Source organism: Variovorax sp. OK212 (assembly GCF_900112425.1).
Lineage (GTDB): Bacteria > Pseudomonadota > Gammaproteobacteria > Burkholderiales > Burkholderiaceae_C > Variovorax.
Genome location: NZ_FOLP01000025.1, coordinates 45,755 through 59,915 on the forward strand (window position 1 = coordinate 45,755; position 14,161 = coordinate 59,915).

The window sequence follows — 14,161 nt, forward strand, 5'->3', positions numbered from 1 at the left end:
GTAAATACCTAGGTGTCGCTCCACTTGCGCAGGAGGTTGTGGTACGTGCCCACGAGCGTGCGGCGCGCCGTTTCGTCGGCGCCGCTCTGGTTCAGCCGCTGGATCGCGTTGTCCATGTCGAACATCAGCGCGCGGTCGCCCGCGTCGCGCACGAGGCTCTGCACCCAGAAGAAGCATGCGACCCGTACACCGCGCGTGATGGGCGTCACCTGGTGCAGGCTGGTGGCGGGGTACAGCACCATGTCGCCGGCCGCGAGCTTCACGGTCTGCATGCCGTGCGTGTCTTCCATCTGCAGCTCGCCGCCGTCGTAGCTGTCGGCGTCCGACAGGAACAGCGTGGCCGACAGGTCGGTGCGCAGCTTGCGGCCGCTGCGCGGGTCGATGCGCACGCCGCCGTCCACGTGCAGGCCGAAGCGCATGCCTTCGCTGTAGCGGTTGAACATCGGCGGGTACAGCAGGTTGGGCAGCGCCGCGCTGATGAAGGTCGGGTGGCGCTCCAGCGCGCTCGCCACGATGGCCTGGCACTCGTGCGCCACCGCCGAGCCTTCGTCGATCTGCTGGTTGAACTTGACCGGCGCGCCCTGGTGGCCGGCGGTGACGCGGCCGTCGACCCACGCGTCGCCCGCGGCCTCGAGGCGCGCGCGCACCGCGGCGAGCGCTTCGGCGTTGAGCACGCCGGGAATGCAGACCAGCATGTCGAAGCTTCCTCTCGAACTCAGAGCCGGTAGGTGAACGACAGCGTGGCCGCCCGGCCCGAGCCCGGCACCGCACGGCCGCCGTCCGATGGAATCAGCGCGTCGTAGTAATGGCGGTTGGCCAGGTTGAACAGGTTCAGGCGGATGTCGTACTTGGGCTGATGGTAAGCCACCATCGCGTCCAGCCGCGCGTAGCCGCCGACCTGCACGAGGTCGGTGTTGTTCGCGAAGCGCTTCGCGCTGTAGGTGGTGCCGCCGCCGATCTCCCACTCGGGCGTGATGGCGTAGGTGGCCCACAGGCTGGCCGCGTCCTTGGGCGTGTTGGCGGGCACCTTGCCGAGCGTGCCGGGCGCGATGCCGTCCACGATGGTCGCGTCCAGGTGCGTGTAGGCGCCGAACAGCTGCAGCTTGTCGGTCACGCGGCCCGCCACGCCGGCGCGCGCGCCGTTCACGCGCACCGTGCCGGTGGCGCTGTAGGTGCCGTCGCTGTTCTGCGAGCGCGCGTTGGTCTGCGTGATCTGGAACGCGGCGGCCGTCAGCGAGAGGTTGCCGTCGTTCATGTCCCACTTGCCGCCGACCTCGTAGGCCTTGTTCTTCTGTGGCGGCAGCGGCTGCGTGGCGCCCGTGGTGGCCACCAGCTGCTCGAGCGACGGGTTGAACGACGTGCTGTACGACACGTAGTACGACTGCTCGGGCGTCGGTTGCCAGATGGCGCCGGCGCGCACGCTGGTGAAGTCGATGGTCTGGCTTTCGGCGGCGAGCGTGGTCGCGCTCGAAATGCTGTTGGCGATGCTCGCGCGGTAGTGGTCCTGCCGCACGCCGCCCACCAGCTTCCACTGCGGGCTCAGCTCGATGGTGTCGTTCACGTAGCCCGCCACCGTCGTGGCGCTGGCGGTGGCCAGGTTGCCGGGCAGTGCGGGTGCGGTGCTCGGCGTGTTGCCCTGGTAGGGCGCGAGCAGCGGCGAGCAGGTGGCATAGCCGCTGGTGCTGCCCGCCGGGTTCAGCGCCACGCCCGCGCAGGTGCCGTTGCGGTAGTAGGCCTGGTTGTCGTAGGTGTCGTGGCCCAGCTCCAGGCCCGCGAGCAGCGTGTGCTTGATGGCGCCGGTCGTGAACTTCGTGTTGAGCTCGGTCAGGTTGAACAGCGACTTGTCGTGGATCGTGCGGTCATGGCTTTGCTGGCGCACCCACAGGCTGCTCAGCGGCAGCGAAGAGAAGGCCGCGGCGGGCACGGCGGTGGTGCCGGTGGAGAAGGGCGTGAACACGCCCTTGGCCGACAGCGTGCCAATGGCTTGCGGCGCGGTCTCGCGCGCGTCGGTGGTCACGTCGTTGTACTGCGTCTGGTTGCGGATCGACGTGTCGGGCGTGAGCTTGTGCTGCACCACCGCGCTGAAGGCCTGGATGTCGGAAATCGTGCGGTCGTCGCTGAAGCCGAAGGCCGTGTTGCGGTCGACCTTGGCCGGGTGGCCGTTGAGCGGCGGCACGCCGTAGTCGGGCTGGTCGCGGTTGTGCTGCACCAGCGCCGACAGCGTGACCTGCGTGGGCGTGTTGATGCCGAACTTCAGCGAGGCGTCGAGGCCGAAGTCCTTCAGCCTGGTCTGCTCGCGCGTGCTCGCGTCGCCCTGCTGGCCCATGGCCGCGATGCGAAAGGCCGAGGTGTCCGACAGCGGCCGGTTGATGTCGATGGTCGATCGCACCAGCCCCGTGGTGCTGGCCGACACCGAGATCTCGCCCGCGGGCGTGAGCGACGGCTTCTTGGTGACCTGGTTGATCACGCCGCCCGTGGAGCCGCGGCCGAACAGCATCGACGACGGGCCCATCAGCACCTCGACCGATTCGAGCGCGAAGGTGTCGCGGTAGTACTGCGCGCGGTCGCGTGCGCCGTCCAGGTAGATGTCGGTGCGCGCCGAGAAGCCGTTGAGGTTGATGTTGGTGCCGATCTGCCCGCCCTCGGCGCCGCCGATGGTCAGGCCCGGCACGTTGCGCAGCGCGCTCGCCAGCGAGGTGGCGCCTTGCGACTGCATCACGGCCTGGTTGATCACGGTGATCGACTGCGGCGCGTCGCGCAGGTCGGCGGGAAGGCGGTTGAGCGACGAAGGGTTGGCGCCGAAGCTGGTCCTGTCCTGCGCGCCCTGCACCTGCACTTCGCGCAGCGTGCCGGGAACGGAGGTGCCGTTTGTGCCGGGCGCGCTCGTTGCCGTGGCAGGCGCGGCAGATGCCGCAGGCGCGTCGGCCTGCTGGGCGAAGGCGGTGGGCAACGAAGCGCAGAGGCCGAGCAGGGCAAGGGCCACGGGGGTGTGGCGCGAGAAGCGGGAAGCGGGGAGGGAAGGGGAGGAACGGGTCATTGCGGCGGCTTTCCGAAAGGTGCGCGGGGAGTGCCCCGGCGTTGCGGTGCAAACCAAAGCAGCACCGGCGGAAATTCTCACCGCGAATGACTCTTATTTGGAAAATTTGCCGAGAGGTGTTTGGCCGGCGAGACACGCGCGTGTCTTTACGTGAAAAGTCAGGTGGCAGGCAGGTTCGCGGGTGCATGCGGCTGAGAAAAACTGCGCACGCAGCGGCGCGAAATCGCCGTGCGCCGGCCAATTGTCTGTTGATGTAACCGCACTTTGGCACACTGGCGGCCCTGTCAACACCGGCCTTGCGCGCATTCCGATGACTCTCTCTTCGCTCCAGACTTCCGCAGAACACGTGCGCCAGGCGATCCGTGCCGCCACCACAGGCCTTGTCGGCCGCGAGCAGCTGGCCGAACTCATCGTGCTGTCGGCGGTGGCGCAGGAGCACCTGCTGGTGGTCGGCCCGCCCGGCACCGCCAAGAGCGCGGTGGTGCGGCGCGTGGCGCAGAGCCTGGGCGGGCGCTACTTCGAATACCTGCTGGGGCGCTTCACCGAGCCTTCGGAACTGTTCGGCCCGGTCGACCTGAACAAGCTGCGCGCCGGCACCGTCGAGACCGACGTGAGCGGCATGCTGCCCGAGGCCGACGTGGCCTTTCTCGACGAAGTGTTCCTCGGTTCCACCGCCATCCTGAACACGCTGCTGGGCGTGCTCAACGAGCGCCGCTTTCGCCGCGGCCACACGCAGCTGAACTGCCCGCTGCGCGTGTGTGTGGGCGCGGCCAATGCGTTGCCCGACGACGAAGGGCTGGCCGCCTTCGGCGACCGTTTCCTGCTGCACGTGTTCATCGAGCCCGTGCCCGATCACCAGCTCGAAGCGATGCTCAGCGGCGGTTGGCAGTCGGACCACACGGCCGTCGCCCCGGGCGGCGCGCTGGCCGATCTCGACGTGCTGTGCCGCCAGCTGAAGCAGGTCGACCTGGGCGGCGTGCAGCCCGCGCTGGCCAACGCCATCCGCAAGCTGCGCCAGGCCGGCGTGCAGCTGTCGGACCGGCGCATCGTGAAGTCGCAGCGCCTGCTGGCCGCCGCCGCCGTGCTGGCCGGCCGCCTCGAGACCACCGAAGCCGACCTGTGGCCCCTGCTCTACGTGCTGCCCACGCAGGAGGCGCAGCAGAGCGCGCGCGACGTGCTGCGCGACGCCTTCGCCAACGCCACGCATCCCCATTTGCTGAGCGCGGTGGAAGAGGCCACGCTGCAGCCGCTGTCGCGCGCGGTGCGGCTGGCAGAGACGGCGCGCGCCTGCCTCGCGGCGGAACCCGCATCGGGGCGCACGCAGGCCGAGAGCGTGCTGCGCGAGATCGACGCCAACTTCAGCAGCGAGCTGCTGCCGGAGAACTTGACTGCCTTGCGCGGCCAGCTCGTCGAACGCCTGGCTGCCGCCGCATGAGCGTGGCGGTTCCGCTCGAATGGCGCTGGCGGCCCTGCGCCGAGCCGCTGCCCGCGCAGGCGGCCGTGGCCTGGGGCGCGGCGGCGCATGCATTGCACGCGCGCTTGCTGCAACTGGCCCCTGATCAGCATGCGGGCCTGAGCGCAACCGCCGGCCCCGACCTGCTCGTGGTGACGGGCGAGGCCGATGTCTTGCCCTGGGTCGACGGCGTGGCCTATGCGGGGCCGGCCGCGGAGGCGCACGGCCTGTGGCTGCCCACCGTCGAGGCACCCGACCTGCCGCTGGACCTGGTCGCGCGCAGCCTGCAGCGCGAGCACCCGAACCGGCAGCCGCTGCTGCTGTGGCCGCGCCCGGAATTCGTGCTGCCGCTCGACCGGTTGCTGCCGCTGTCGGCCGCGCTGCTCGCACGCATCGGCACGCAGTGGACCGCCGCCCGCGCATGACAACGAACACCACCGAACTCCCCGACGCGCTGCAGCCATGGGGCCCCTGGCTTGCGTGGTTCGCGCCCGACATGGCGGCCGAACTCGGCGCGCTGGTGCAGCGCATGCAGCCGCTGCTGGGCCGCTTCCGCGGCCACACGCGCGGCGGCGTGCCCGAGCCCGACGGGCTCGACGACCTGCGCCGCCGCGGCCCCTACGAACGCCTGCTTGCCACCGAATGGCTGCTGGCCGACGAGCTGCCCGACGAGTTCCTGCGCCGCGCCGCGGCCAGCGAGCACCTGTTCCTGGCGCCGCGCCCGCGGGCGCGCGAGGCCGAGAAAAGCATCGTCGCGATCTTCGACGCCGGGCCGCTGCAGTTCGGCGCGCCCCGGCTCGGGCAGATCGCGCTGTGGATCCTGCTGGCCCGCCGCGCCGCGCAGATCGGCGGCGTGTTCCAGTGGGGTGTGCTGCAGCTGCCGGGCGGGCTGGACGGTGGAAACGAGGCGAAGAACCTGCGTTCGCTGCTCAAGGCGCGGGACTTCGAAGTGGCGAGCCCCATGCACGTGAGCGGGTGGCAGGAGGTGCTGTCCAGTCTCGAGAGTGCGCCGGGCGAAACGTGGCTGATCGGCGCGGCGCCGGCGGAGCAGCCCGCCGGCGAGCGCTGGACCAGCCACCGCGTGTGCCTGCAGCGCGCGGTGCTGGGCGACGTGCTCGAGGTGTCGCTGGGCGAGCGTGGCGGGCTGCGTCGCGCGCAACTGCCGCTGCCTTCGGCGAAGGCGGGCGCGCTGCTGCTGCGCGGCGAGTTCATGGAGCGTGTGCCGCAGGCGGTGCACCGGCAGCACCGCGGGCGCATCTCGCTGCAGCGGCCACCGGTCATTTCGCACTCCGGCCAGCACGTGGCGGTGCAGTTGCTCGACGAGGCGGGTTTGCTCGTGTTTCCCGTGCCGGTCGAGGGGCAGCGCAAGGCCGCCAGGCCCAAGTACCAGCATTGGGGTCAGTCGCTGGTGCCGCTGTCGGTCATGTTCCTGGGCAAGCGCTCCGGCGCGCTGTTGAGCAACGCACACTCGATGCATGCCGGCGGCGAGCGCTCGATGCATTTCTGGCAGATGCCCGGGCTCGGCAGCTTCGCCGCACCCGAGCCCGCGGAATTTCGTGCGCCGCCCGGGTTGGCGGTGTGGCTGCCTTCCGCATGGCTGCGCGATGGAAACAGCCAGCGCGTCTGCATGCTCGACCGCGACCGCCGGCTCGTGGCGTGGAACCTGCAACCCGGCGTCGCGCCGAGGCCCGAAGAAGGCGCGCCGACGCTGGTCGACGCCGAGGTGCTCGGCATGTCGCAATGGTCGGAGTCGCACCTGGTCTACGCCGCCGTGCACGGCAACCAGCTGGTGCTGCGGCGCCTGGGGGCCGCGGGCGGGCAGAGGTCCGAGACGGTGCTGTGCGCGCGCCCTGACGAAACCGCGGTGCTCTTTGCCAGCGGCTGGCAATGGAAGAGCGGTGTGGGCGGTGTCGCCGTGCGCACCACGGCCGAACCGGCGCGGTCCGCCGAGACCTGGCGAATCCACGAGCCCGACCCGGCATCCGCCGGTGGACGGCACGGCGCGTTTCCGCAGAAGTGGCGCGTCTTCGATGTGCGCGCCTTGCGTGCGCTGGCACTCATCGACGACTTCAAGCACTCTCGCCATGCCTTGCTGAGCCTCTCGCCTTCGCTCGACGGGCTGGACCTGCATTCGAAGGACGGCACCGAGACCGTCTACAAGGCGCCCGAGCGCATCGAGAAGGTCAGCGTGAGCCCCTCCACGGGCCTGGCGGTCATGCTGACCGTGCACAAGAAAATCATCGTCTACGCGGTGCCCCAGCGGGCCTTGCGCGCGGTGCTGCATGGCGAAGGAGCAAGCGATGCCGACGCCGCCTGAGGTCTCCGCGATGCCGGCCGCGCAGGTTCGCCACCCCTTGCTGAAGGGCCGGCAGCAGGTGGCCGCGCTCTGGTTTCCGTCGGACTGGTTCGACGAGGCCGCGCGTGCCCGCCGCATCGTCGATGCATGGCGCACGGGCGCGCAGGCGTTGCGGTTTGCCGAGGGCGATCTGCTTCGCTTCGCGGACCCGATGGCGCTCGACTGCGACCATGCCACCGGCTGGCCCCTGCGGCGTGAAGGACAGTCGCTTTGCTCCGCCGAACTCGACCGCGGCGAACGCGCCGCGCTGCCGCCGGCCGACATCTGGCTCGTGAATGGCGGCGAAGTGCTGGCCCTGCGCCTGGCGCAAGCCACGCCGCTCGATCCTTCGCAGTGGCTGGCCCCGGGCCCACCCCTGTTCGACACCTTCGATTGCCGCGAGACGCTGCCTGAGCCCGTGGTGCTCGATACAGACGGGCGCACGCTGCGCGAGGTGCTCGGTGACGCCGTGCCACCCGCCAGCGTCGAGCAGGCCGCGTTCCTCGAGACCTTGCGCGAGCGGGCGAAGCGCGAGGGCGCCCTGAAGCAGCAGACGCGGCCCGGCACGCCTTCGGGCGCGCGCGACAGCCGCGGCAACACAGGCGTTTCGTCGACCGTGCGGTGGGTCCTGGGTGTCGGCGCGTTCGTGCTGTTTGCCAGGATGCTGTTCGAGCACCTGGGTGCGCCGGGCCCGTCGGGTGTGGCGGGTGCGGCGTGGCCGACCCGGTCCGCCTCGGTGTCGCATGTCGACGCGTCCGCGTTGTGGCTTTCGCTGATCGTCTTCGCGCTCGTGGTCCTGATCGCCTGGGGAATGCGGCGCTTCAACTCGGGGAATGTGGGCAGGGCGTCCCGCCGCCCTGGCAGTGGCACGTCGGCGGCCAGGCCCGCACCCGCGCGCCCGGCCGCAACGCCGCTGAAGCAACGCGGCAGCGCGCAGCCGGGCCGCTCGCGCTGGCGCGACTGGGTGGCGCGCCTTGCCATCACCTCGCGCCTGTCGAGGCTGCTGGGCCGCCAGCAGGCGGCCTATCTGAACCGCATGCTCAAGATGTTCGACGACGGCGATCTCGAGCAGGCGCTGCGCCACGCGATTCCGCTGGGCGGCGACGTGCAGTCGCTCGGGCAGGCCTTCGGCACGCCGGGGCCGCGCGGCGACCTGTCGCTGAGCGGTTCGCTGGCACAGGGGCCGAGCATCAACCTGGGCAACGACTTCGAGGCGCACCTGCGCCAGCTCTACCGCAAGACCTTCGAGAAGCTCGACCGCGAAGGCCGCATCGACGAGGCCGTGTTCGTGCTGGCCGAGCTGCTGCAGGCGCGCCAGGAAGCGCTGGACTACCTCGAGAAGCACCAGCGCCATGCGCAGGCCGCCGAGCTTGCGCTGTCCTGGGACTGGCCGCCCGCCACCATCGTGCGCCTGCTGTGCCTGGCCGGCGACTGGCGCCGCGCGCTGGCCGTGGCGCGTCGCGACAACGCCTTTGCCAGCGCCGTGCTGCAGCTGCAGGAGCGCTGGCCCGACGCCGCGAACCGCCTGCGCGAGGAGTGGGGCCAGGCGCTGGCGCAGCAAGGCGAGTGGTTGAAGGCCGTGGACGCCGTGTGGCCGGCCGCCTCGTTGCGCGAGCAGGCCGCCGCATGGTTGCTGGCCGCGGAGACTTCAGGCGGCCAACTGGCGGCCCGTGCGCTGGTGCAGCGCGCGCTGTTGCTGCCCGACACGCTGCAGGCTTGCATGGCGCGGCTGCAGGCGCTGCGCGACGACGCATCGCTGCACGGCGAACGCGCGGCACTGGCGTTCGCGTTGAACGCGGTGACGGGCCATACCGATGCGTCGCGCGGGCTGGTCGCGGTGTTGCTGCCCGCGCTGCTGGCCGATCAGGCCCGAGGCGTGGGCCGGCTGGAAAAGAAGGCATTGCAGGCCTTGCTGCGGTCGAGCGCGGATACGTTGCTGCAGGCCGATCTTCCAGGCTCCGAGTTGCCGGCCGTCGAGGCCAGGCCGCTCGCGAAGCAGTCCGCGGCACTGGCGTTCGAAGCACCGGAGGCGGGCGCCCACGCAGTGCTCGATGCCGCACTGCTCGACGAAGACCGCTACCTCGTCGCCATCGGCGAGGCCGGCGCGCTCATGACCAACAGCGTCGGCCGCGTGCTGGCCCGCTTCGCCGTGCCGGCCTACCGGCTGGTGGTGGCGCACAGCGGGCAGGTGGCGCTGGCACTGGCGCAGCGCGACGGTCTCTGGCGCGTGAGCCGCATCGACCTCGTGCAGCGGCAGGTCAGCGACCTGGGCCTGGGCGCGTTCGATCATTTCGCCACCGCCTTCGACGGCATCGCGTGGACGGTGGCGCGTGGGCGCCGCGTCCAGGTGATCGATACGGGGCGCTCGCTGCAGGACGTGCTCTGGCAGGTGAACGACCTGCCGGGAGAGGTGCAGGAGTTCGCGGCCACGCAGCACCTGGAACAGTTCATCGTGCACGACGACGTGCTGGGCCCGTGCCTCTGGCGCTACCAGTGCCCGCAAAGGCGCTTGCTGAGCCGTGAACAGATCGACGTCAGCGCGATCCCGCGGTCGACGCACCTGCTGCATCCGCAGCACGGCCCGTTCCGCCTGATCTGCGCGGCGCCGGAAGAGCGCGGCGTGCACATGACGTGGAAGGTCGTGCATGGCGTGGAGGGCGATGCCTGGCTGTCATCGCGCGATGGCGGCGCGTTCCAGCTGTGGGCCGACCAGGAATGGCTCGTCGTCGCGCAAGCCGCGGCCGTGGGCTGGCGCGTGCGGTGGCTGTCGCTGCGCGGCGGCGGCCTTGCCGCTTCGGTCGACTGGCCCGGCGATGCGCCGCCGGTGGCGCGTCCCGTGCGCAACGGCTGGCTGCTGCACGACGGCGAAGGCCGCGTGCTGCACCTCGACGTGGAACGCAGCGTGACAGCGGGCTTTGCCGTGCGCTGAAGGCGCTACTTCCAGGGCGTAGCCGGCGGAATCTCGCACACCGGCTCGACATCGATGCTCTTGAAGTCCGCCGGCGAGACGATCTCCAGGTACTCCATGTCGGGCGAGTAGTCGAACAGGAAGTGCCGGATGCCGGGGCGCTGGTGCACCACGTCGCCGGCCTCCACCAGCGTCTCCTTGTCCTCGTACATGAAGCGGGCCCAGCCCTTGACCATGATCACGATCTGGAAGTCCGCCTCGTGGCGGTGCCAGCCGGTGCCCGTTTCCGGTGCCATGTTGGCCTTGACCAGATGCGCGATGACCTTGCCGTTGGTCGCCTCGGCAATGCCCAGGTCGCGATAGAGAAAGAAGTCGCGCAACCCGCCCGAGACGAATTCCGTGTCGCCGGGTTTCACATGGGAGAACTGGGTGGCCGTACGGTCCAGCATGGGGCGCTCCTTCGCAGGGGTGGTGGTGCGGTGCGGCACGCATAAAGCGTTCCCGCCGCACGCGCCCTTCGTGCATCCCTCGTGCGCCCCTCGTGCACTTTCCGTGCGCCCTGCGGCTCAGCGCCCCGCGAAGCCGTCGGTCGCGCGCACCAGCCGGTCGAGGATGCCGGGCTCCGAGTAGGCGTGCCCCGCGCCTTCGACCAGGTGGAACTCGGCCCCGGGCCAGGCCCGGTGCAGCGCCCAGGCATGGCGCGCGGGGCAGGGCATGTCGTAGCGGCCGTGCACGATCACGCCGGGAATGTCGTGCAGCCGGTGCGCGTCGCGCAGCAGCTGGCCCTCTTCGAGCCAGGCGTCGTGCACGAAGTAGTGGTTCTCCAGCCGCGCGAAGGCCAGCGCGAAGTGATCGTCGGCATGCGTGTCGGCCAGCGCCTGGCTCGGCAGCAGCGTGATGGTCTCGCCCTCCCACACGCTCCAGGCGCGCGCCGCCTCGATGCGCGCCACCGGGTCGTCACCGGTCAGGCGCTTGCGGTAGGCCGCGATCATGTCGCCGCGCTCGGCCTCGGGAATGGGCGCCTGGAACTTCTCCCACTTGTCGGGGAACATCTCCGACACGCCGAACTGGTAGTACCAGCGCAACTCGGCCCGCGTCACGGTGTAGATGCCGCGCAGCACCAGTTCGCTCACGCGCTCGGGGTGCTTCTGCGCATAGGCCAGGGCCAGCGTGGAGCCCCACGAGCCGCCGAACACCAGCCAGCGATCGACGCCGGCCAGTTCACGAAGCCGCTCGATGTCGGCCACCAGGTGCCAGGTGGTGTTGGCCTCCAGCCCGGCGTGCGGCAGCGACTGCCCGCAGCCGCGCTGGTCGAACAGCATCAGGTCGTAGCGCGCCGGATCGAACAGCCGGCGGTGCTCGGGCGAGATGCCGCCGCCCGGCCCGCCGTGCAAGAACACCGCTGGCCTGGCACCGGGCGTGCCCACGCGTTCGTAGCGGATGCGGTGGCCGTCGCCCACGTCGAGCATGCCGGTTTCGTAGGGTTCGATGGGGGGATACAGCTGGCGCAGTTCGGTCATTGGCGGGTCCTTCGTCGGTAGATCTGCATATCGTCGGTGCGTGCCGTACGGTAAGCGATGCGCGGCTCAGGCCGGTCCGCGTGCCAGTGCGCGCTCCACGTCGGCCGCGAGCGCGAGCAGGGCGGGCGACAGCTCGCGCACCACGCTGTCGAGCGACTCGGTGCTCGACACGCTGAGGTTGAGCACATAGGCTGACGCGCCGGGCGCGGCGCCGCCCGGCGAACGGGTGGGCGCGGCGTCCCCCGGCGCGCGGATGGGCGCCGCGAGCGCCACCACCTCCGGCTGCCACGAGGCCGCGCAGAAGCCCCGCTCGGCCACGCTGGCCATGGCCAGTTCGATCTCGTCGCGCAGCGCGGGCCATTGCGCGCGGCGGCGCTGCTTGAAAAGCGCGTACAGCGCCTTGCGCCGCGCCTCGCCCGCGGTCGCCAGCCAGGCGCGGCCGAGCGAGGTGAGTTCCATCGGCACGCGCTGCCCCGACACCACGTTGCGCAGTGACACGCGGCGGTTGTAGCGGATCGATTCCAGGTAGACCATCTCGTCGCGGTCGGGCGCGGCCAGCCCGACGTTGATGCGGCGGGCCTCGGCCAGCGCGCGCATCTTCGGCGCGGCCAGCGCCAGCACGGTGGAGCCCGAACGCATCGCATGCGCCAGGCTCAGCACCGCGGGCGCCAGCCGGTAGGCGCGCTGCCCGGCGTCCACCTGCAGCATGCCGGCGCCCACCAGCGTCTGCGTGAGCCGGCTCACGGTCGAGCGCGAAAGGCCGGTGCGGTCCGCCAGCTCGGCATTGCCCAGCAGTTCGGAGCCGGGGCGAAAGGCGCGCAGTATTTCCACGCCGCGTTCCAGCGAGCGGTTGGCCGGCGAGAGGCCGGGTTTCTCGTCGAGCGAGGGCGTCATCCGGGCCATGGCTGTCTCCGTGCGGCCGCTGGAAGGGCCTTTGTTTGATTCCATTGGTTGGAATTTGGGGAGTGTATGCCGGGCCCTGAAAACCTATGCTTTTCCCATGGCGCGATGACTTCCTTTCGCGCCCCACAGGAGACAAGTCAATGAAGTTCCCCATTCGATTCCACGGGCGTGCGCGGCGGGCCCTCATGAACGTCGCCGCGGCGTTCGCCGGCGCGGCGCTCACGCTGGCAGCGGGCGCCTCGATGGCGCAGGAGTTCCCCAAGAAGCAGCCCATTCGCCTCGTGGTGCCGTTCGCGGCCGGCGGCGGCACCGACGTGATCGCACGCGTGCTCGGCGCGGGCATCGGCGCCGAGCTGCACCAGTCGGTGATCGTCGAGAACAAGCCCGGCGCCGGCACCATCATCGGCAGCGACTACGTCGCCAAGAGCGCGCCCGACGGCTACACGCTGCTGATGGCGACCTTCGCGCATGCGGTGAACCCCAGCCTGCAGCCCAAGCTGCCCTACGACCAGGCCAAGGCCTTCGCGCCGTTGAGCCTGGTGGGCCGCTCGCCCAACGTGCTGGTGGTGCGCAGCGACCGCGACTTCAAGTCGGTGGCCGACGTGCTCGCGTTCGCCAGGGCCAACCCGGGCAAGCTCAGCTACGGCTCGTTCGGCAACGGCACCTCCGCGCACCTGGCGGGCGAGCTCTTCAAGCGGCTGGCCAAGGTCGACCTGACGCACGTGCCGTACCGCGGCTCGGCGCCCGCGCTCACCGACCTGCTCGGCGGCCAGATCGACCTGATGTTCACCACCGCCGCGAGCGTGGCGCCCTACGTGGCGAGCGGCAAGCTGCGCGCGCTGGCCGTGACCTCGCCGCAGCGCTCGCCGGCGATGCCGTCGGTGCCCACGGTGGCCGAGAGCGGCGTGCCCGGCTACGTGGCCGAGAGCTGGTACGGCCTGTACGCGCCGGCCGGCACGCCCGCCGACGTGGTGGCGCGGCTCAACGCCGCGATCCGCAAGTCCGCGGCCTCCGAGACCTTCCGCAAGCGCATTGCCGACGAAGGGATCGTGGTGATCGCCTCGCCGCCCGAAGAACTGGCGCGCTACGTCGCCGCCGAAGAGGTGCGCTGGGGCCAGCTGGTGCGCGAGGCGCACATCACGCTCGACTGACCCCTTCCGCTTGCTTGTTCCCCTTGCTTGTTCCACCGGACTCCCGACATGACGAACCCCACCCCCTACGTCCAGCTGCGCACCGAGGACGGCGTTGCCGTCCTCACCCTCGACCGGCCCGACGTGCGCAACGCCATCAACGACGACATGCGCGGCGAGCTCATGGCCGCGCTGGAGCGCGTGAACCGCGACGACAGCGTGCGCGCGCTGGTGCTCACCGGCGCGGGCAAGGCCTTCTGCGCGGGCGGCGACATCCGCGCGATGCAGCAGCGCATGCAGGCGCCAGCGGGCGACGTGGCCTACAACGGCTGGGCGCGCCAGCAGCGCACCCACCACGCGCTGACGGCGCTGCGCGACCTGCCCAAGCCGACCATCGCGGCGGTGAACGGCGCGTCGACCGGCCTGGGCACCGACCTGGCGATGGCCTGCGACTTCGTCGTTGCGTCGCAGCCGCATGCCAGCTTCGCGTGGAACTACGTGCTGCGCGGGCTCATTCCCGACGGCGGCGGCATGTACTTCCTGCCGCGCCGCGTGGGCCTGGCCAAGGCCAAGGCGCTGATCTTCACCGGCCGCACCGTGCGCGCGGACGAGGCCATCGCACTCGGCGTGGCCGACCGCCTGAGCACGCCCGACGCGCTGGTGAGCGACGCCGTCGCATGGGCGCGCGAACTGGGCGCGGGCTCGCGCACCTCGATCGCGCTGGCCAAGGGCATCCTCAACCAGAGCTTCGAGCTGCAGGCCGAGCAGGTCTTCAGCATGGGCAGCCAGGCGCAGGCCATCTGCTACACCTCGAACGAGCACCGCGCGGCGGTCGAGGCGTTCCTGTCGAAGTCGGCGGCGAAGGAGTGACGGCC

At 70.9% G+C, this 14,161-nt stretch carries 11 protein-coding genes; 6 read left to right on the forward strand and 5 right to left on the reverse strand.

Annotated features, from left to right (window positions below; genetic code table 11):
• Window positions 1-8: 8 nt before the first annotated feature.
• Together BM004_RS35725 and BM004_RS35730 are read right to left on the reverse strand one after the other, a co-directional pair.
• The gene (locus BM004_RS35725) at window positions 9-695 is read right to left on the reverse strand and encodes a Fe2+-dependent dioxygenase (RefSeq protein WP_093220829.1); all 687 of its coding nucleotides are present in this window, start codon (window positions 693-695) and stop codon (window positions 9-11) included.
• Window positions 696-715: 20 nt separating this feature from the next.
• The gene (locus tag BM004_RS35730; protein WP_093220832.1) at window positions 716-3,037 is read right to left on the reverse strand and encodes a TonB-dependent receptor; all 2,322 of its coding nucleotides are present in this window, start codon (window positions 3,035-3,037) and stop codon (window positions 716-718) included.
• A gap of 310 nt (window positions 3,038-3,347) precedes the next feature.
• On the opposite strand from BM004_RS35730, the gene BM004_RS35735 reads away from it, so the two are divergent.
• From BM004_RS35735 to BM004_RS35750, 4 genes are read left to right on the forward strand one after another with little or no spacing between them, the layout of a single operon-like run.
• Window positions 3,348-4,472: an AAA family ATPase gene (locus BM004_RS35735; RefSeq protein WP_093220835.1), complete on the forward strand. Its 1,125-nt coding sequence runs from the start codon at window positions 3,348-3,350 to the stop codon at window positions 4,470-4,472.
• Window positions 4,469-4,915 (forward strand): bpX5 domain-containing protein, encoded by a 447-nt coding sequence (locus tag BM004_RS41675; protein ID WP_093220838.1) that lies wholly within the window; start codon window positions 4,469-4,471, stop codon window positions 4,913-4,915. Before BM004_RS35735 ends, BM004_RS41675 begins: the two co-directional genes overlap by 4 nt.
• Entirely contained in the window at window positions 4,912-6,807 is a 1,896-nt protein-coding gene (locus BM004_RS41680) for a hypothetical protein (protein ID WP_177206720.1), read from the forward strand. Before BM004_RS41675 ends, BM004_RS41680 begins: the two co-directional genes overlap by 4 nt.
• Entirely contained in the window at window positions 6,791-9,754 is a 2,964-nt protein-coding gene (locus tag BM004_RS35750) for a bpX6 domain-containing protein (RefSeq protein ID WP_093334583.1), read from the forward strand. The genes BM004_RS41680 and BM004_RS35750 overlap by 17 nt, the downstream gene beginning before the upstream one ends.
• Before the next feature lie 5 nt (window positions 9,755-9,759).
• Here the strand turns inward: BM004_RS35750 and BM004_RS35755 are convergent, their stop codons facing one another.
• From BM004_RS35755 to BM004_RS35765, 3 genes are all read right to left on the reverse strand, one after another.
• The gene (locus BM004_RS35755) at window positions 9,760-10,182 is read right to left on the reverse strand and encodes a cupin domain-containing protein (RefSeq protein WP_093131771.1); all 423 of its coding nucleotides are present in this window, start codon (window positions 10,180-10,182) and stop codon (window positions 9,760-9,762) included.
• Window positions 10,183-10,299: 117 nt separating this feature from the next.
• Window positions 10,300-11,253: a prolyl aminopeptidase gene (gene pip / locus BM004_RS35760; protein WP_093220846.1), complete on the reverse strand. Its 954-nt coding sequence runs from the start codon at window positions 11,251-11,253 to the stop codon at window positions 10,300-10,302.
• 66 nt (window positions 11,254-11,319) lie between these two features.
• Window positions 11,320-12,156 carry an IclR family transcriptional regulator gene (locus BM004_RS35765; RefSeq protein WP_093220848.1) on the reverse strand — a complete coding sequence of 279 codons (837 nt, stop codon included), beginning with the start codon at window positions 12,154-12,156 and terminating at the stop codon, window positions 11,320-11,322.
• Between the two features lie 140 nt (window positions 12,157-12,296).
• On the opposite strand from BM004_RS35765, the gene BM004_RS35770 reads away from it, so the two are divergent.
• Together BM004_RS35770 and BM004_RS35775 are read left to right on the forward strand one after the other, a co-directional pair.
• On the forward strand, window positions 12,297-13,307 hold the full coding sequence (locus tag BM004_RS35770) for a tripartite tricarboxylate transporter substrate binding protein (RefSeq protein WP_371271193.1): 1,011 nt from the start codon (window positions 12,297-12,299) through the stop codon (window positions 13,305-13,307).
• Window positions 13,308-13,355: 48 nt separating this feature from the next.
• Entirely contained in the window at window positions 13,356-14,156 is an 801-nt protein-coding gene (locus BM004_RS35775; RefSeq protein ID WP_093131777.1) for an enoyl-CoA hydratase/isomerase family protein, read from the forward strand.
• Window positions 14,157-14,161: the final 5 nt, after the last annotated feature.